At 60.4% G+C, this 18,410-nt stretch carries 18 protein-coding genes and 1 pseudogene; 9 read left to right on the top strand and 10 right to left on the bottom strand.

Features of this window, described 5'->3' with window-relative positions; genetic code table 11:
* The first annotated feature begins 137 nt into the window (after positions 1-137).
* From ACYP2A_RS00145 to ACYP2A_RS00120, 6 genes are all read left to right on the top strand, one after another.
* The gene (locus tag ACYP2A_RS00145) at positions 138-1,067 is read left to right on the top strand and encodes a dihydrodipicolinate synthase family protein (RefSeq protein ID WP_459741650.1); all 930 of its coding nucleotides are present in this window, start codon (positions 138-140) and stop codon (positions 1,065-1,067) included.
* Positions 1,068-1,139: 72 nt separating this feature from the next.
* Positions 1,140-2,387: an OprD family porin gene (locus ACYP2A_RS00140; protein WP_459741648.1), complete on the top strand. Its 1,248-nt coding sequence runs from the start codon at positions 1,140-1,142 to the stop codon at positions 2,385-2,387.
* 261 nt (positions 2,388-2,648) lie between these two features.
* Complete coding sequence (locus tag ACYP2A_RS00135) at positions 2,649-3,746, top strand: carboxynorspermidine decarboxylase (protein WP_459741647.1); 1,098 nt, start codon at positions 2,649-2,651, stop codon at positions 3,744-3,746.
* 29 nt (positions 3,747-3,775) lie between these two features.
* The gene (locus ACYP2A_RS00130; protein WP_459741643.1) at positions 3,776-5,020 is read left to right on the top strand and encodes a saccharopine dehydrogenase family protein; all 1,245 of its coding nucleotides are present in this window, start codon (positions 3,776-3,778) and stop codon (positions 5,018-5,020) included.
* Between the two features lie 97 nt (positions 5,021-5,117).
* Positions 5,118-6,206, top strand: coding sequence for an XAC2610-related protein (locus ACYP2A_RS00125; protein ID WP_459741642.1), 1,089 nt, complete (start codon positions 5,118-5,120; stop codon positions 6,204-6,206).
* A gap of 110 nt (positions 6,207-6,316) precedes the next feature.
* A complete protein-coding gene (locus tag ACYP2A_RS00120; protein ID WP_459741640.1) occupies positions 6,317-7,336 on the top strand; it encodes an SMP-30/gluconolactonase/LRE family protein in 1,020 nt (339 codons plus the stop codon).
* A gap of 15 nt (positions 7,337-7,351) precedes the next feature.
* Here the strand turns inward: ACYP2A_RS00120 and ACYP2A_RS00115 are convergent, their stop codons facing one another.
* The 3 genes from ACYP2A_RS00115 to ACYP2A_RS00105 form a co-directional block, all read right to left on the bottom strand.
* A complete protein-coding gene (locus ACYP2A_RS00115; protein ID WP_459741638.1) occupies positions 7,352-9,784 on the bottom strand; it encodes a TonB-dependent siderophore receptor in 2,433 nt (810 codons plus the stop codon).
* Between the two features lie 110 nt (positions 9,785-9,894).
* Positions 9,895-10,836: a FecR domain-containing protein gene (locus ACYP2A_RS00110; protein ID WP_459741637.1), complete on the bottom strand. Its 942-nt coding sequence runs from the start codon at positions 10,834-10,836 to the stop codon at positions 9,895-9,897.
* Positions 10,833-11,357, bottom strand: coding sequence for a sigma-70 family RNA polymerase sigma factor (locus ACYP2A_RS00105; RefSeq protein WP_459741635.1), 525 nt, complete (start codon positions 11,355-11,357; stop codon positions 10,833-10,835). The genes ACYP2A_RS00110 and ACYP2A_RS00105 overlap by 4 nt, the downstream gene beginning before the upstream one ends.
* A gap of 178 nt (positions 11,358-11,535) precedes the next feature.
* On the opposite strand from ACYP2A_RS00105, the gene ACYP2A_RS00100 reads away from it, so the two are divergent.
* Positions 11,536-12,192, top strand: a complete 657-nt coding sequence (locus ACYP2A_RS00100; RefSeq protein ID WP_459741633.1) for a hypothetical protein — start codon at positions 11,536-11,538, stop codon at positions 12,190-12,192.
* Positions 12,193-12,219: 27 nt separating this feature from the next.
* Positions 12,220-12,827, top strand: a pseudogene (locus ACYP2A_RS00095) (PDDEXK nuclease domain-containing protein).
* Between the two features lie 6 nt (positions 12,828-12,833).
* Here the strand turns inward: ACYP2A_RS00095 and ACYP2A_RS00090 are convergent.
* From ACYP2A_RS00090 to ACYP2A_RS00060, 7 genes are all read right to left on the bottom strand, one after another.
* Positions 12,834-13,595 (bottom strand): SDR family NAD(P)-dependent oxidoreductase, encoded by a 762-nt coding sequence (locus ACYP2A_RS00090; protein WP_459741631.1) that lies wholly within the window; start codon positions 13,593-13,595, stop codon positions 12,834-12,836.
* Between the two features lie 18 nt (positions 13,596-13,613).
* Complete coding sequence (rutF, locus tag ACYP2A_RS00085) at positions 13,614-14,111, bottom strand: NADH-dependent FMN reductase RutF (RefSeq protein WP_459741630.1); 498 nt, start codon at positions 14,109-14,111, stop codon at positions 13,614-13,616.
* Entirely contained in the window at positions 14,108-14,902 is a 795-nt protein-coding gene (gene rutD / locus ACYP2A_RS00080; RefSeq protein ID WP_459741673.1) for a pyrimidine utilization protein D, read from the bottom strand. The genes rutF and rutD overlap by 4 nt, the downstream gene beginning before the upstream one ends.
* An 8-nt stretch (positions 14,903-14,910) precedes the next feature.
* Positions 14,911-15,303 (bottom strand): pyrimidine utilization protein C, encoded by a 393-nt coding sequence (rutC, locus tag ACYP2A_RS00075; RefSeq protein WP_459741628.1) that lies wholly within the window; start codon positions 15,301-15,303, stop codon positions 14,911-14,913.
* Between the two features lie 31 nt (positions 15,304-15,334).
* Positions 15,335-16,084, bottom strand: a complete 750-nt coding sequence (rutB, locus tag ACYP2A_RS00070; RefSeq protein ID WP_459741626.1) for a pyrimidine utilization protein B — start codon at positions 16,082-16,084, stop codon at positions 15,335-15,337.
* Positions 16,084-17,205, bottom strand: a complete 1,122-nt coding sequence (gene rutA, locus ACYP2A_RS00065) for a pyrimidine utilization protein A (protein WP_459741624.1) — start codon at positions 17,203-17,205, stop codon at positions 16,084-16,086. Before rutA ends, rutB begins: the two co-directional genes overlap by 1 nt.
* 265 nt (positions 17,206-17,470) lie before the next feature.
* Entirely contained in the window at positions 17,471-17,602 is a 132-nt protein-coding gene (locus ACYP2A_RS00060; RefSeq protein WP_459741622.1) for a hypothetical protein, read from the bottom strand.
* Between ACYP2A_RS00060 and rutR the strand changes: the two genes are divergently transcribed.
* Positions 17,601-18,233, top strand: coding sequence for an HTH-type transcriptional regulator RutR (gene rutR / locus ACYP2A_RS00055; RefSeq protein WP_459741621.1), 633 nt, complete (start codon positions 17,601-17,603; stop codon positions 18,231-18,233). The genes ACYP2A_RS00060 and rutR overlap by 2 nt on opposite strands.
* Positions 18,234-18,410: the final 177 nt, after the last annotated feature.

Below are 18,410 nucleotides of genomic sequence, written 5' to 3'. Positions count from 1 at the left end.
AAACACACGATTAAGAACGCGCAATACGCTGTTAGTGACACCGAACTTACCCATTAACTTCAGAGCGTGCCGTCATGCACTCTCTGCGCCCCTGCACGCGTCAGTTGTGGACACTTAAACCGAAAAGAGGAAATACCATGAGCACTAAAAACACCATCGACCTGCGCGGCCTGGTTCCTGCCCCTGTTACTCCGTTTACCCGTGATGGCCAGGTCGATTACGACGCTATCCAGAAACTGGGGGCGTGGCTGGGCAGTTTCGACGGCGTCAAAGGCCTTGTGGTACTCGGTCATGCCGGTGAAGGCACCTTCCTGACCCAGGCCGAGCAGGCGCGAGTAATCCAGGCGTTCAAGGAATCGGTCGGTGGCCGCTTGCCGATCATTGCCGGCATCACCGGTGAAGGCACTCAAGTTGCCGCCGACGAAGCTGTGCGCGCTGTAGAGGCTGGCGCCTCGGCGGGCCTGGTCTATCCGTCCCATGGCTGGCTGCGTTTCGGCTACCAGAAAGGCGCGGCGCAAGACCGCTACAAAGCCATCTATGAACACAGCGGCCTGCCGCTGATTCTGTTCCAGTACCCGGATGTCACCAAGGCCACCTACGACCTGGAAACCCAACTGGACATCGCCAAGCAACCGGGCGTGTTCGCCATGAAAAACGGCGTGCGCAACATGCGTCGTTGGGACACCGAGATCCCGGTGGTACGTCGCGAAGTGCCGGACCTGCAAATCCTCACCTGCCACGACGAATACCTGCTGCACACCATGTTCGACGTCGACGGTGCGCTGGTCGGCTACGGCGGCCTGACGCCTGAGCCGCTGATCGAACTGATCGAAGCCGGCAAGCGCAAGGACTACCCGGCCGCCCGCGCCCTGCACGACCGCCTGCTGCCAGTGACCCGTAATGTCTACCATCGCGGCTCGCACATGGAAGGCACCGTGGCCCTAAAACATGGCCTGGTTGCCCGCGGCATTCTGGAGCACGCCACCGTGCGCTCGCCGCTGCTGCCACTGGCCGAAGGCGCCGACCGCGAAATCGCCGATGCGCTGCGCTCTGCCGGTCTGATCTGACCTGAACTAAACAAGGCCCCATTTCGATGGGGCCTTGCCGGCGTGTCCCTCAATAAAAATAACAAGGGAGTCATGGTCTTGAAAGCACGTACACCCCAAACAACCGGCGCATTGCTTGTATCTGCCTTGATGCTGCACACCCAGGTTCAAGCCCAGGGTTTCATCGACGACAGCAGTGCCAGCCTCAACCTGCGAAACTTCTTTTTCGAGCGTAACTTCACCGCGCCCGGCGTGGCCCAGAGCGAGGCACGCGAATGGACGCAGAGTTTCATATTCGATGCACGCTCAGGCTTTACCACCGGCACCGTGGGTTTCGGTATCGATGTACTGGGCAAGTACGCGGTGAAGCTGGACGGCGGCGCCGGCCGTTACAACGCGCTGTTATTACCGCGCGACAGCGATGGCGACCCGGCCGGCAGTTTTGGCCGGTTGGGCGTGGCGCTTAAAGCCCGTGTATCGGCCACTGAATTGAAAGTCGGCGAATGGATGCCCAACTTGCCGCTGGTGACCGCCGACGATTTTCGCGCCTTGCCGCAAACCTTTCGTGGCGCGCAATTATCGTCACAGGACATCAAACACTGGACGCTGTACGCCGGCGAATTCAGCAAAACCAGCCTGCGCAACGATTCCTCAATGGAAGACATGGCCTATGCCGGCGCGCAAAGCGACGCTTTTCGCTTTCTGGGCGGCGACTACCGCAGCGAATCAAAGAACACCACCGTGCGCCTGTGGGCGGGCGAGCTTAAAAACATCTACCAGCAACAATACGCCGCGCTGATCCAGCGCTGGTCACTGGCCGAAGGCATCAGCCTCAATGCCAACCTCGGCTACTTCCGTGGCAAGGACGACGGCAGCGCCAAGGCCGGGCAACTCGATAACCACACCGGCTCATTACTGGTGGGGCTGGGCATACGTCAGCACACCTTCAGCGTCGGCCTGCAACAGGTGGGCGGTGACACGGGCTGGATGAGAATCACCGGCAGCGGCGGTATTTATCTCGCCAACAACACCTTCAACCACGCCTTCGACAACCCGAAGGAAAAATCCTGGCAACTGCGTTACGACCTGGATTTTGCCGGCTACGGCGTACCGGGCTTGAGCCTGATGACGCGGTATGTGAAGGGCAATGACGTGCAGCTGCGCAACGTCGATGACGGCTCGGAGTGGGTGCGAGAGTCGGAGCTGGGGTATGTGGTGCAGAGCGGCAGCTTCAAGAATTTGTCGCTGCGCTGGCGCAATTCGAGCGTGCGCCGGGATTTCAATGCGACGGATTATGATGAGAATCGCGTGATTGTGAGTTATCCGGTCAGGTTTCTCTGACACGACCACCCATCGGCTTTTTCAGCACGTCCTGTGCAGCCTCAAGGCCCATAAACAATGGGCCAACGCCAGACAATCACACGTTTGTCACATTATTGTCATGTTCGATAGCCATGCTCGGCGCCATTACTGTCATGGCACGCGATGGACGAAATTTGCCCAATGGACTTTCGGTCGACGTCGGTTATCGGCACAATTCGCGTCCGCTTTTTTCAGGAGGTTCGCGGACTCCTGTTGGCCGACCTTTAATACGGAAGCGAAATGATCAAAACCCCGTACTACCTCATCGACAAACAGAAGCTGCTGAGCAACCTGGAAAAGATCGCCTATGTGCGCGAAAACTCCGGTGCCAAGGCGTTGCTGGCGCTCAAGTGCTTTGCGACCTGGTCGGTGTTCGACCTGATGCAGCAGTACATGGACGGCACCACGTCCAGCTCGCTGTATGAGTTGAAGCTGGGCAAGCAGAAGTTTGAAGGCGAGACGCACGCCTACAGCGTGGCCTGGGCCGACGATGAAATCGAAGAAATGATCGCCAACTGCGACAAGATCATCTTCAACTCCATCGGCCAGCTCGAACGCTTCGCGGATGCCACCACCGGTACCATCCGTGGCCTGCGCGTCAATCCGCAAGTGAGCAGCTCCGACTATCTGCTGGCCGATCCTGCGCGTCCGTTCAGCCGCCTGGGCGAATGGGACCCGGAAAAGATCGGCGCGGTGATGGATAAGATTTCCGGCTTCATGTTCCACAACAACTGCGAGAACGGTGATTTCGACCTGTTCGACCAGATGCTGACCACCATTGAAAATCGCTTCGGCGAACTGCTGCACCAGGTCAAGTGGGTCAGCCTCGGTGGCGGCATCCATTTCACCGGCGAAGGCTATGCGCTGGACAAATTCTGCGCGCGCCTGAAAAGCTTCTCCGAGACGTACGGCGTGCAGGTGTATCTGGAGCCGGGCGAGGCGGCCATCACCAACAGCGCCACGCTGGAAGTGACCGTGCTCGACACCCTCTACAACGGCAAGAACCTGGCCGTGGTCGACAGCTCGATCGAAGCGCACCTGCTCGACCTGCTGATCTACCGCCTCAACGCCAAGCTGGCGCCCAGCGATGGCGAACACACCTACATGGTGTGCGGCAAGTCGTGCCTGGCCGGGGATATTTTTGGCGAGTACCAATTTGATCGTCCATTGGCCATTGGTGACCGTTTGTCGTTCCTCGACACGGCGGGGTACACCATGGTCAAGAAAAACTGGTTCAACGGCCTGAAAATGCCGTCCATCGCCGTCAAGCAACTCGACGGCAGCATCGAAGTCGTCCGTGAGTTCGGCTTTGACGATTACCTGTCCAGCCTCTCGTAAGCTGGCGTATTAAAGGGGACTTAAAGAAATTGAAGAAGAACGTTCTTATCATTGGTGCAGGAGGTGTCGCCAAGGTGGTGGCCCACAAGTGCGCGCAGCACAACGACGAACTCGGTCGTATTGCCATCGCGTCGCGCAACATCTCCAAATGCCAGGCCATCATCGACAGCGTCAAGGCCAAGGGCAGCCTCAAGCAGCCCGCCGACATCCAGGCCTTCTCGCTCAATGCACTTGATGTCGAAGCCACCAAGGCGCTGATCCGCGAGACCGAATCGCAGATCGTGATCAACGTGGGTTCTGCATTCCTCAACATGTCGGTGCTGCGTGCCTGCATCGATACCGGCGTGGCCTATCTGGACACCGCCATTCACGAAGAACCGGGCAAGGTTTGTGAAACGCCGCCCTGGTACGGCAACTACGAGTGGAAGCACCTCGAAGAATGCCAACACAAGAACGTCACCGCCATTCTGGGCGTGGGTTTTGACCCGGGTGTGGTCAACGCCTATGCAGCATTGGCGCAACAACAGCATTTCGACCACATTGATTCGATCGATATTCTCGACGTCAATGCGGGTTCGCATGGCAAATATTTCGCCACCAATTTCGACCCGGAAATCAACTTCCGCGAATTCACCGGACAAGTGTGGAGCTGGCAGAACAACCAGTGGACCAGCAACACCATGTTCGAGGTCAAGCGCACCGACGACCTGCCCGTGGTCGGTTCGCAGAACCTGTACCTGACCGGTCACGACGAAGTGCACTCGCTGTCGAAGAACCTGGATGTGCCGAACGTGCGCTTCTGGATGAGCTTCGGCGAGCATTACATCAACGTCTTCACGGTGCTGAAAAACCTCGGCCTGCTGTCGGAACAACCGGTCAAGACCGCCGAAGGCCTGGAAGTGGTGCCGCTCAAGCTGGTCAAGGCCGTGCTGCCTGATCCGTCCTCGCTGGCGCCGGGTTACACCGGCAAGACCTGCATCGGCGATCTGGTCAAGGGCACCAAAGATGGCAAGGCCCGCGAGGTCTTCATCTACAACGTGGCCGACCACGAAGAAGCCTATGACGAGACCGACAGCCAGGGCATCTCCTACACCGCAGGCGTACCGCCTGTCGCCGCCGCCTTGCTGGTGGCCCGTGGTGAGTGGGATGTGAAACACATGGCCAACGTCGAGGAACTGCCGGCCGAGCCGTTCCTCACGCTGCTCGACGCGATGGGGCTGCCGACGCGCATCAAGGATGAGCACGGCGACCGTCCGTGGAACCAGCCTGCGTAAGGTTGGGTTGCTGTACAAAAAAGGATCGCTTCGGCGATCCTTTTTTATTGGGCGCGAGTTGTGGTGCAATCGCCGGCAAATGCACAGGAGTCACGTCATGCCGTTTTCACGAATTCAACGGGTCGCTGTTTTACTGGCCGGCATGCTGTTGTCGGCAGCCGCCAGCGCGATCATGCCCGTGGAGGGCCACGGTGAAATGGACCGCGCCAGCTTTGAGCAGGCGGCCAAAAAAACCTGGAACCTGCAGGACTTTTCAACGCAATACCGGGCCACGCTGGAAATCGTCGACAGCGACGAAGTGTTCCGCCCCGGCATCATTAGCGTGTACGGCAAGAACAGTAAGGCTCCACTGTTCTATGTGCAGTCCGATGAACTGGTGCTGGACGTCAACCCTGACACCGGCAAGGTCAAGGCCAACGTCCAGCAATTGCCTTATGGCGAGCAAAGCGTACTGATCCACGACGATTTCAACTTCGACGGCATCAAGGACCTGGCGATCATGGATGGCCAGAACAGTTGCTATCACGGGCCGTCCTTCCAGATTTTTCTTGGTACGGCGAACGGCTTCAAGCACAGCGACGCCTTCACCGAGCTGGCGCAGAACTACTGCGGGATGTTCCAGTTCGATCCACAGACTCGCCAGATCAACACCATGACCAAGGACGGCTGCTGCTCGCACTGGTATGCGACCTACAGCATCCAGGACGGCGAGCCGGTGATGCAGAGCGAGACGATGATCGATCAGACCAGCGCCTCGGGGCTGGCCCGTGAAACGCATTCGGTGAACAGGAACGGCAAGATGGTCGGCACCGAGCGTACGCTCTGGGAAGACGACGAGCAGCGCCAGATTCTGCTGTCGTTCACGCTGGCGCCGTCCGGCAAGCGCATCATCCTGTTCCGCTCAAGCCTCAATGAAATGGTGTATTACGCAGCGGTCGACAGTAAGGACGAAGTCGGCTTGTTGTACCCCGAGCGTGAAGCCGAGCGTTTCGAGCATGACACCGCAGGGCAGGTGTTGAGCTTTGTGCGCGGCGACACGACCTACCGGATTCTGGCGGATGCGCAGGGAGTGGTGAGCAAAATGGAGGTGGTGATCCGCGGCAAGAGCACCGAGCTGAAACTTCAGCCCGGCTCGGTCCAGGGTTCTCTGGAGAGGGTGGGGGAGGCGTTGAAGGCCAGTCAATGAGCCTGAACGAGGCATCTGCATCGTGGATGCCTCGCATCGCGACAAACAATTTCCCGAACACCCGGCGCTTGCGCACTCTGTTCAGCCCCATCTTTCTCAAGGGCTTACTCATGGCACGCAACCCGCTCAAGGGCTGGCAGGTCGATCGCGACAGCATCGGTTTTGTCGGTCATGACCTGCAACGGCCCGAATGCCTTATCGCCCAGCCCGACGGCACGTTGTGGAGCGCCGATGCGCGCGGCGGTGTGATGCGCATCGACCCCGACGGCACGCAAACCCTGCTGGCCCCGCAACAAACGTCCGCCAGCGAGCCGGCTGATTTTCAGTCGCGTTACGTGCAATCGCAGGGCGCCTCGTTGCCCAACGGCCTGGCGCTGACCGCCGAAGGCGATTTCATCATCTGTAACTGGGGCCTGGACCGCATCGAGCGCCTCGACCGGCAGGGCAATCTGCAGGTGCTGTACGACTCGCTGGACGGCAAGCCGCTGGGCAAGACCAACTTTCCGTTGCGCGATTCGCAGGGTCGCATCTGGTTCACGGTGACCACCACGATGCAGCCGTGGACCGAGTCGATCAATTCAGCCGTACTCGATGGCTATATCGGCGTGATCGACGAACGCGGTATTCGCATCGTCGCCGAGGGGTTTGGCGGCACCAACGAGATTCGCTTCGACGACAACGAAGAATGGCTATACGTGGTCGAGAGTAACGCCCGGCGCATCTCGCGCTTGCGCGTCGGCCCGAATGCCACGCTGGGGGCGCGTGAGGTCTATGGTCCGCAGCAACTGGAAGGCTTTCCCGATGGCTTTGCCTTCGATGCTTTCGGCAACCTGTGGGTGACGCTGATCATGAGCGACAAGCTCATCGCGATCACCCCCGACGGCGAGGTGCTGACCTTGCTCGACGACGGCAATCCTGCGGCCACCGCCGAGCTGAACCGGCATTACCATAGCCGCACCCTGACCCCGCCAATCATGCAGGCCGCGCACGGCACGCTGGCGCCATGGCTGGCCAGCCTGACCTTTGGCGGGGCGGATCTGCGCACCGTTTACCTGGGCAGCCTGCAAGGTACGCGCATCCCGTTTTTCCGCTCGCCGGTGGCCGGCCAGGCGTTGGTGCATTGGCGCTGATGGGCGCCGACCCGGTTAGAACTTCATCCGCACCCCGACCGTGAAGTTGCGCGGCTCGCCGTAGAAGTTGTTGTAGTGGTTGTATTGCACGGTCTGGTAGTACTTGCGATCGAAAGCGTTGTTGAGGTTGTACTGCACGTCCAGATCCTTGCTGACCTCATACACCGCATGGAAGCCGGTGATCGCGTAACCGCCTTGCTGCACGCGCCAGGTCGCATCGCTTTTGTACATGCTGCTTTGTGCATACAGGCTGGCACCGATGCGCAGTTGTTGCAGCGGCGCGGGCAGGCGGTAGTCGGTATTCAACTTGAACAGGTGACGTGGGATGTCGGTGGCGGCGGCACTGCCTTTTTTGCTGCCGCCGTCATAGCGCGGTGAGCTGTAGGTGTAGCCGGCCGACAGGTTCCAGCCCGGCAGCGGCTCGCCGTAGGCTTCCAGGTCGATGCCTCGGGTGCGGATCTTTTCCTGGGGTTCGGCGCAGCTCTGAATACCGGTGGCGCAACTGGCGAGGGACTGCGCAACACCGGTCAGGTCGGTCTGGAACAACGCGACCGAGCCGCCGAGACGCTTGTCGAGGCGCTCGGCTTTGAGGCCCATTTCATAGTTACTGCCGGTGGCCGGGTCGAGCATCGAGCCGTTGAAGTCGACAGTGCTTTGCGGCTTGAAGATTTCTGTGTAGCTGGCGTAGGCCGACAGGGTCTCGGTGAGGTCCTGGACAATGCCGACGTAAGGCACGATCTCACGTGGTCGCGACAGCTCGGTTTTTACGCCGTTGATATCGCTTTCGCTTTCATACCAGCTCATGCGTGTGCCGATGATCAGGTGCGTGCTGTCGGTCAGGTTCAGGCGCGTGGCGGCATAGGCGCCGCGCTCCTGGGTGGTGTAGTTGTATTTCCACAGGCTGTAGTTGATGTTCGGCGCCGGAGGGTTGAAGGCGTTCAGGTTGTTGACGTCGAGAATGTAGCTGTAGCTGGCATCGCGGCCGCCGTGATAATCGAAATCGTCATGGCGCAAATTGAAGCCGAACACCGCTTCGTGCTGCCGACCCAGCAGCGAGAACGGCCCGGTGAAATAACCATCCAGGCTGGTCTGCGTGTCGTCATAACGAAAGCCGCGGGGGTTTAGGGTGTACTTGCCGGCATTGGCTGCCACCGGCCAGGTGTAGTTGGCCAGAAAGTCCGATTTTGCCCACATCAGGTTGGCGGCCACGACCAGTTTCCAGTCGTTGTCGAACTGCTGCTGGTAGTCGGCGAATACCGTGGTGTTGGCCTTGTTCAGCTTCGACCAACTGCCGGTCAGCGCGGTGGAGCGCGACAGGGGATAGAAGTTGCCATTGGCCTGGCTGGGCAGGCCGCTCCAGTCGTAGCCCGGGTTGCGGTCTTTCTGGTAGCTGAATCCCAGGGTCATCAGGCTGCTGTCGCTGAGGTCGGCTTCGGCAATGGCGTAGACCAGCGTATTTTCCTTGCCAGCTTCGTCCAGGTAGCTGTTGCCCTTGGTGTAGGCCAGCACGCTGCGACCGCGCAGGGTGCCGCTGTCGTTCAGCGGGCCGCTGACATCCAGCGCGTTGCGCCAGGTGTCCCATGAACCCAGCGAGCTGCTCAGTTCAGCCTGCGCCTGAGCGGTCGGACGCTTGCGCACCAGATTGACGGCGGCCGAAGGGTTGCCGGCGCCCTGCATCAAACCATTGGCGCCGCGCACCACTTCGATACGGTCATACAGATTGGTGTCGGGCTTGGACAGGGCGTCCATCGAATAGCTGTTGCCGATGTTGGTGGGCACGCCGTCGATCTGCAGGGTGTCGATCTGCTGACCGCGCGCGTAGTAATTGGAGCGCTCGCTGCCGTTGCGGGTCAGGGTGATGCCGGTGGTGTTGAGCAGCACCTCATCAAGGTTTTTCAGGTTCTGGTCTTCGATGCGCTGGCGGGTGACGACCGTGACCGATTGCGGCGTGTCCTTGATCGACAGGTTCATGCGCGTGGCAGTGTTGGTCGCGCCGGTGGCATAGGCGTGCGTGCCTTCGGTGGTCGCGCCTAGCACGCTGCCGTTGATGCTGGTGGCGCCCAGTTCGACGGCGTCACCGCCGCTGCGCGGTATCAGCACATAGTCACCCGAGGTGCTGCGCGTGACCTGCAGCGCGCTGCCGGCCAGCAATTGCGCAAAGCCCTGCGGGACGCTGTAGGTGCCTTGCAGGCCTTTGCTTTGCTTGCCGTTGGTCAGCGCTGCATCGAAGGACAACACCACACCGGCTTCGCTGGCAAAGCGGCTGAGCACCGCACCCAGCGTGCCGGGGGCGATGGCATAGCGGCGCATCGATTCTTCGGCATGGGCCTGGCCTGCAGCACTCAGCAGTGGCTGGAAAAGTCCTGCCTGCAGCGTCAGGGTGGCGCCCAGGATGGCGACGGCAAGCGGCTTGGCCGGGTAAGACGGCAGGGTGACGATGCGTGACATGAACGGCTCCTTCAAAAGCCATAAGGCGGTTTGCAGAAGGGGTCGAGTGAGCCGTGAAAAATCGACAATCGAAAACACAATTATTTTCGATTGCCTGCCTTTTCGAGGGTTTAAACGCGGGACCTGACCTGTATCCAGAAGCGCGTGCGGCTGTCGATGGCCACCGGTAATACCCGTGCAATGGCCGCCAGCGCACGGTCGGTGTCGTCCAGCGGATAAGCGCCTGACAGCCGCAGGCCGGCCACTTCGGCGGCGCAGTCGATAAAGCCCGGACGGTAACGTTGCAGTTCGGCCAACGCTTGATCGAGCCGCCAGTTGTCGATCACCAGACGGCCATGACGCCATTCACTCAGGTTCTGGTCGGCCGCCTGCGGTGCCTGTAAGGGGCCATCGTCGAAGTTCAGACGCTGGCCGGCCTCGACCCGCAGCGCTTGTACAGTGGCTGCGTTGCGTACCGCCACGGCATGCTCCAGCACCGTGAGTTCGGTGTGGGTGTCGTGTACGCGCACAGTGAAGCGGGTGCCCAGCGCCTGCATTTCACCGTGGGCGCTGCGCACCTTGAACGGCCGTGGATCCCTGGCGGTTTCGATGAGGATTTCGCCGGCGCGCAAGATGATCAGCCGTTGCCCTGCTTCATAGCGAATATCGACGGCGCTGGCGGTGTTCAGCGTCAGCACCGAGCCATCGGCCAGGTTCAGGCTGCGCCGCTCGCCGGTAGCGGTGCGCAGGTCGGCCAGCCAGATCGGCGCCTGTCGATAACCGCTCCACGCCAGACCGGAAACGCCCAGGCCGAGCATCAGGCCCTTGAGCAGCGTACGGCGTCCTGGTTGCGTATTGCCGCTGGCCAGCGTGCGCCGCGCCAGCGAACCGGACATGCCGCGCAAATCCGTCTGAAACGCTTCAAGGCGCTGCCAGGCCCACTGGTGCAGATCATTCTGTTGGTGCCAGGCCTGCCATTGCTCACGGGTGTGTGCGCAGTCCGGCGTCGCACTCAAACGCGCATGCCACTGGGCGGCATCGCGCAAGGCCTGGCGTTGCTGAACGGGGTTCACAGCTGTGCGTCCAGGGCGAACAACAGGCATTGCTCGGTGGCCTTGGCCATGTATTTGGTCACCGAACTGACCGAGATATCCAGGCGCTCGGCGATCTCGATGTAGCCCATGCCGTCCAGTTGCGCATAGAAAAAAGCCTGGCGCGCCTTGTCGCCCAGGCCGTCGAGCATCGCATCGAGCTGCAACAGCGTTTCGAGCATCAGCGCGCGTTCTTCAGGCGAACACTCATGCAACTCAGGCTCCTGCGCCAAGGCTTGCAGATACGTCTGTTCCAGCTTGCGCCGCCGCAGATGATCGACCATCACCCGCTTGGCCACTGTGGCCAGAAAGTTGCGCGGCTCACGCAGCGGTTGTACGACGGTGCTGGTGATCAGACGCACAAACGTGTCATGCGCAAGATCGGCTGCCTGCTCCCGGTCCCCCAGGCGTTTGCTCAGCCAGCCACGCAACCAGCCGCCGTGGTCGCAGTAAAGGCTGCGCAGGTCATCATGCGGGGAAGACGGCGGCAATGCGTTGGACACCTGAAATCCCCTGAGGGCTGGACGTGGATAGGAATGAGTCGCAATTGTAGAGGGGTGCAAGAGGGAAGGGAACAGGTTGTTTAGGAAACGCAGGTTTGGCGGTGTTAACACAACCGTTGGGCCGAGGACCTAAAGCAGGTACATTTCGTTACATACTCAGGACTTCAAGGACGCGTTCATGATCCGTCAGCCCATCCGCGATGCGGTATTAAGCCTGACCACCCGCCTGATCGATGAATGCCATCCGCGCGTGGCAGAGCAACACTCGGCAGAGATGGCCCGCTATGCCCGGTTGAACTGTGCGTGCGATGCGCTGGAGTCCTTCCAGGGCGCGCGCCCTCGTATCGATGACGATGCTTTCGAGGTGCTGTGGGCGCGTCGTGCGCAAATCGCCGACCTGATCGCGGCGGCCAATCTGCAGGCCTGGGAGCAAGAGGCACCGGCCGGTCTTTATCTGGCCATCCCATATTTCTCCCGTTGCTCGGACAAACAACCGGTGTGGCTGGTCAACCGCAGCCAGCAGCGCATCACCTATCTGGGCCGGCGCCTTTACGCCTACGCCAGTACCGATGACGGCATCGACGAGTACGAGCGCTCCGGCAATGCCTTCGCCGACGGCATTGCCCGTTCGGCCGAACTGGCGCCCGGTGGGCGCTTGCAGATCGAAGAGTATTCAATGAGCTTCGACGGCGACTTTGTCAGCAATCGCGGGGTGACCTTGCTGATCGACGGCGAGCGCAGCGAATGGTTTACCAGCATTTCCAAACTCGGCGGCTACCTGTGGGATGAACAGCTGCATGGGTTGCATGCGCTGGAGCGGGTAGAGAAGAGCTGAGGGTAATTAACTGATCGAGCTGCCTATATCAGCCATAAGCTTGCGCAGGCTGAGTGGGGCGATGCCGTGGTCAGTCAACTGGCCGATCATCTGGCAATTACACAGCCTGGACTGCGCGGTTTCACGCGGCCTAATCTTTTCAGGATGCGTCAGTTTTATGAGGCTTACAGGCATGATGAGAAAGTCTCACCACTGGTGAGACAATTGCCCTGACCCCATAATCTGATCATCCTGAGCCAAAGCAAGCACCCGCAAGAGCGCGAGTTTTATCTGCAAATGGCTTTTCAGGAAAAGTGGTCGAGTCGGGATCTGGAGCGCCAATTCAAAACGGCTTTGTTCGAGCGCAGTGTCACACAGCCGGCCAAAGCTTCTGCTGCGCTGAGACAGTTCTTGGCAAACTGGATTTCTACCTCGAAGCACTGGACCGCAATGAACGCAAACCCCACGAAAACCCTGCCATCGGCGTGCTGCTATGTGCCAGCAAGGACGACGAGGTGGTCGAGTATGCGCTCAACCGTAGCCTCTCTCCGGCCTTGATCGCCGAGTACCAGACGTATCTGCCGGACAAAGCGTTATTGCAGGCCAAACTGCATGAGTTCTACGCCTTGGACACGGCGCACGATCCTGAGCAGTAAATCACCTTACAGGTCCCGATCAATCGCATACCCCGCCCACGCCTGGCGCACCGGTACGATTTCCAGGCGGTTGATGTTGATGTGATCCGGCAGGCTGCACACATGCAGAATCTGTTCGGCAATGTCTTCGGCGTGCAGCGGCGTGGTGTTGCCATACAGGTTATCCGAGGCGGCCTGGTTGCCTTTGGTGCGTACCAGGGTGAACTCGGTTTCGGCGATGCCCGGTGCGATGTCGGTGACCCGCACGCCGGTGGCGATCAGGTCGCAGCGCAGGTTGTAGCTGAACTGGGTGACGAAGGCTTTGCTGGCGCCGTACACGTGCCCGCCGGGATACGGCCAGGCGCCGGCCACCGAGCCGATATTGATGATGCTGGCGCCTTTGCCGGTTTCCAGCAGCAGCGGCAGCACGGCGTGGGTCACGTTGACCAGGCCTGTGATATTGGTGTCGATCATGGTGTGCCAGTCTTGCAGGCTGACCTGCTGGGCCGGCTCTGGCGCCAGCGCAAGGCCGGCGTTGTTGATCAGCGCGTGAATACGCTTGAAGTCGTGCGGCAGGTCATCGACCACCTGTTTGACGGCCTCGGCATTGCGCACATCCAGGGCGGCGATGTGCACGGCGACCCTGGCACAGAGTTCGTCCTGCAACGCTTGCAAACGCTCCAGGCGCCGGCCGCTGAGAATCAGCGACCAGCCGGCCTCGGCAAAACGCCGGGCCGTGGCGCGACCAAAACCGGATGTCGCGCCGGTGATAAAGACAACCTTGTTCATGGAAACCTCGTGGAAAATTCAGCTGACCGCCTGCAGCTCGTGGTACTGGCGGTTGAAGTAGATAAGGCTCTGCGCCTGTTCGCTGGTATGGATCGCCAGCACTTCGCAGACCAGCACGTCGTGGGTGCCGACTTCGGTGATCTGGCTCAGCCGGCAGTCGAACGACACGCTGGCCTCTTGCAGAACCGGCGAGCCGGAGGCGCCCAGTGTCCAGTCGGCCGCCGCAAAGCGCTCGGCCATCGAGGTCTTGCCGCCGAACAGGTTGGAAATGGCCTGATGGCCTGCGCCGAGTACGTTGACGCACAGCACGCCGTTGGTCTTGAAGGTTTCATACACCGAGGCGCTGCGATTCAGGCACACCAGCAGGCTGGGCGGTTCATCGGTGACGCTGCACACCGCCGAGGCGGTAAAGCCTGCACGACCGCCGGGGCCGTCGGTGGTGATCACATTGACGGCGGCGCCGAGGCGCGCCATGGCATTGCGAAATTCGGTCTTGCCGGGTTCGGAGCCGATCATCGGGTGATCTCCTCAAGGGGCTGAGCGTTGAGAAACGACAGCAGCGTGTCGTTGAAGGCGCTGGCATCGGTGATGTTGTGGGCGTGAGCGCCCTGAGCAACGGCGTGCAGCACGGCGTCAGGCAGGTGTTGCGCCAGGTGCTGCGAGCAGGTCCAGGGCACCAGCACGTCGTCCCTGGCGACCGAAATCAGCGTCGGCACCTGAATGCCGGCCAGCCGCTCGCTGACGTTGAAGGCGCGCAACGCGGCAATGCGTGCGTGCATCGTCGCGGCACCCGGAAAGTGCGCAAAGGCGTGGTCGACTTCGGCCTGCACACGTTCGGCATTCGCCGCGCACCAACTGGCCGGGTACAGAAAGATCGGCTGCGCCTCGACATAGGCTCGCGGCCCCAGCGCATCCAGCAAATGCAGCCTTGCATCGAAGCAGCGTGCCGAATGCGGGTTGGGCGCAGACCAGGCATTGATCAGCGTCAGGCTGCGCACTCGTTCAGGTGCATCCAGCGCCAGTTGCAGACCCACCAGGCCGCCGAGGGCATGACCAACGAAGTGGCAGCGATCCGTGTGCGTGGCGTCCAGCACCTCGATCACATCACGGGCCATGTCTTCGATGCGGTAGGCGTCGGGCAGGGCTTGCAGGCTGCGCCCGGTGCCGCGCTGGTCATAGGCGATCACCTTGTAGCCGGCCCCGACCAGCAACGGAATCTGCAAGGACCAGTAGCCGGCGGAACCGCCCAGGCCCGACGACAGCAACACCGCCTCGCCGTCGGCCGGCCCGTGTACCTCGGTGTACAGGGCCACCGTCAAGCGTCCTTGCCGAGGTGCGCCACGCTGGCGATCTCGATCAGCGCATCGGCCTTGACCAGCCCGCACTGAATGCAATAACGCGCCGGTTTTTCGCCGGGAAAGAACTCGGCGTACACCGCGTTGATGGCCGCGTAGTCTTCCCAGTTGCGCAGGAACACATGGTTGAAGGTGACGTCGTCCATGGTCCCGCCAGCGGTTTCGATCACGCCCTTGATGGTGTTGAGCACATGGCGCGTTTGCGCGGCGGCATCGCCGACATGCACGACGTTGTTCTCGCTGTCGAACGGCAGGGTGCCGGAGACATAGACAATGTTGTCCGCCAGCGTGCCGGGTACGAACGGCGCCAAGGGTTTACCGGTGCCGGCCGGGGTGATGATTTTCTTGGGCATGGGTGCATCTCCACAGATGAAAGTGAGCGGATCAGTTGGCAGTGACGGCGTTGACGAAGTTATCCACCGTGGACACCCAGCCAAAGAAGGTTTCGATGTTGTAGACCGAGCTGGCCTGAATGGCCGCGCCGCCCAGTTCATGGGTCGCGTCTTCGAGCATCACGCCGAAATATTCGAGGTGAAACGCATCACGCAGGGTCGCCTCGACGCAGACATTGGTGGCGATGCCGGTGAACACCAGATTGCGAATGCCGCGTGCGCGCAGGGTGCTGTCGAGCGTGCTGTTGAAGAAGCCGCTGTAGCGGGTTTTCGGCACCACGATGTCGCCCGGTTGCGGGGTAAGTTGGTCGACGATTTCATAATCCCAGCCGCCCTTGGCCAGAAAACGGCCCGCCAGCTCGGGGTACTTGCGCATGGTTTTCAGCGCGTTGGATTTGTACCAGTTGGGCGAGCCGGGCCCGCCGGCCTCGACATAGTCGCTGTCCCAGCCATTTTGCAGGTACACCACGCTGATGCCGGCGGCGCGCGCTGCTTCAAGGGCGGTACCGACCTTGGCGATCACCGATTGCGCGCCGGAAATATCGAAGCCTGCCGAGTCGACATAACCGCCCAGCGAAGCATAGGCATTCTGCATGTCGACCACGATCAGCGCGGTGTTCGACGCATGCAGGTACAACGGCTCCGGACGTGCTGCCAGCACCCGCGGCTGGCTTGAGCCCGCGATTTCGCTGATCCCGGCTGGTGTGGTCGAAGAAATCGTCACGTTCTTTTCAGTGCTCATCACAGGCCTCCCACTGCCAGTGCCGGCTGGCCGACCAGCGACTGCACCGGGCTGTCGACGTCGATGCGGCTTTTCATCAAGGGCTGGATGCGTTGGCCGAACGCTTCGACGCCTTCAACGAAGTTATCGAAGGTCAGCAGCACGCCTTCGGTGCCTTCGACTTCAGCGACTTCATCGAGCATGCGTGCGATGGATTCGTACGAGCCGACCAGGGTGCCCATATTGATATTCACCGCCGAGGTCGGGTCGGCCATTTGCCGCACGTTGGTGTCGGCACCGGAGGTTTTATCCACCGCGCCCTGCACACCAAGCCAGGCCACCGCTTCTTCGTCGACGCCGGCCTTGTAGTGTTCCCACTTGGCGCGGGCGGCTTCATCGGTTTCGTCGGCAATCACCATCATCAACACGAAGGTGCTGACGTGGCGCCCCGTCAGGCGGCTGGCTTCGATCAGCTTTTGTGCAGCGGGCGCAAAGGCCTTGGGCGTGTTCACGCCTTTGCCAAAGCAGAAGTTGTGGTCGGCGTGCTTGGCCGAGAACGCCATGCCGGCATCGCTTTGTCCGGCGCAGATGACCTTCATCTCTGCTTGCGGGCGCGGGCTGACGCGGCAGTCATCCATCTGGAAGTGCGTGCCCTTGAAGTCGGACTGGCCGGTGCCCCACAGATCGCGCAGCACCTGAATGTATTCGGACAGGTAGTCGTAACGATTGCTGAAGAATTCATCGCCGGGCCACAGGCCCATTTGCGAATACTCAGGCCGCTGCCAACCGGTCACCAGATTGACCCCGAAGCGGCCATTGGCGATGGAATCGACGGTGGCGGCCATGCGCGCGACGATGGCCGGCGGCAACACCAGGGAGGCGGCGGTGGCGAACAACTGGATACGGCTGGTGACGGCAGCGAGGCCGGCCATCAACGTGAACGATTCCAGGTTGTGGTCCCAGAACTCGGTTTTGCCGCCAAAACCACGCAGTTTGATCATCGAGAGCGCGAAGTCGAAACCGTAGTGTTCCGCCGCCAGGGTGATCTGCTTGTTCAGCTCGAAGGTCGGTTTGTATTGCGGCGCGTTTTCGGAAATCAACCAGCCGTTATTGCCAATCGGGATAAAGATACCAATCTTCATAATCCTCTCCATTCGCTGCGCAAGCCATGTGCATGCGTCTCGAATGAGGTTTTGCAGGTGTCGTGCCAGTTATTTTTTATTGTTTTTTATCAAAGGCTTATAGGTTTATTGAGTTTTTATGTGGACCAAATGGTCTGCTTTGGATCGTTTGATGTTGTTCGCTTGCCCGGTTTTGATGCGGTATGAAGCGGCGGTGAAGCATTAGTGCGCATTCTTCAGGACACGGGGCAGCCTGATACACTGGCGCCTCCATCGGGCTGACGGTTCAGGCTGTGAACAGTAAATCCATCGAAGACGCATCGGCTTCCCAAACGCCGGAAAAAAAGAAGGCGCCGGCAACAAAGAAGACACCGGCTAAAAAGAAGGCGGCGGTCAAACCGAAAACCCCGCGCGCCATGAGCGCCAAATCCGAGCAGCGACGCCAGCAGCAGATCAAGACCAAGCGTGAGTCGATCATTCATGCAGCGCTGGGCCTGTTCTCGCAGTTCGGCATGCACGGCACCAGCCTGGATCAGGTCGCGGTGGCGGCCGATGTGTCCAAGACCAACCTGCTTTATTACTTCGCCAGCAAGGACGAGCTGTACATCAATGTGATGCAGCACCTGCTCGACACCTGGCTGTCACCGCTCAAGGGCTTCGATGTCCAGCAGGACCCGCTTGAAGCCATTGGCAATTACCTTCGGGTCAAGCTGGAGCTATCACGCGACCACCCGGCGGAGTCGCGGTTGTTCTGCATGGAAATCATGCAAGGCGCGCCGCTGATCAAGGATCAACTTGAACAGCCGTTGCGTGAGATGGTGAACAGAAAGGTCGAGGTGATCCAGGCGTGGATCGATGCCGGCAAGCTGGCGAAGCTCGACCCTTACCACCTGATCTTCTCGATCTGGAGCATCACCCAGCACTACGCCGACTTCAGTACCCAGGTACAGGCCATCACCGGCAAGACCCTGGCGGATCCGGTATTTTTTGAAGAGGTGCTGCAGAACCTGCGCAACCTGATTTGCCACGGTATTGAACCGCGGGCGTGAAGCATGGCTCCAACATTCACCCGATCACCGGCCGGGCGGCGATCCGCTTTAGCCGGGAACGCGGGGGAGCAGGCTTCGCAAATTTGCAGTGTGCCCTTCGCGGCTGAAGCCGCTCCTACGGGATTGTGTTCATAACCCTGTCTTTACGAGCAGGTTCTGCCTTGTAGCCAGACCTGC

The organism is Pseudomonas sp. 3A(2025), from assembly GCF_054589175.1.
Note: the sequence above shows the minus strand (reverse complement) of the source record. Positions and strands in the feature narration are given on the sequence as shown.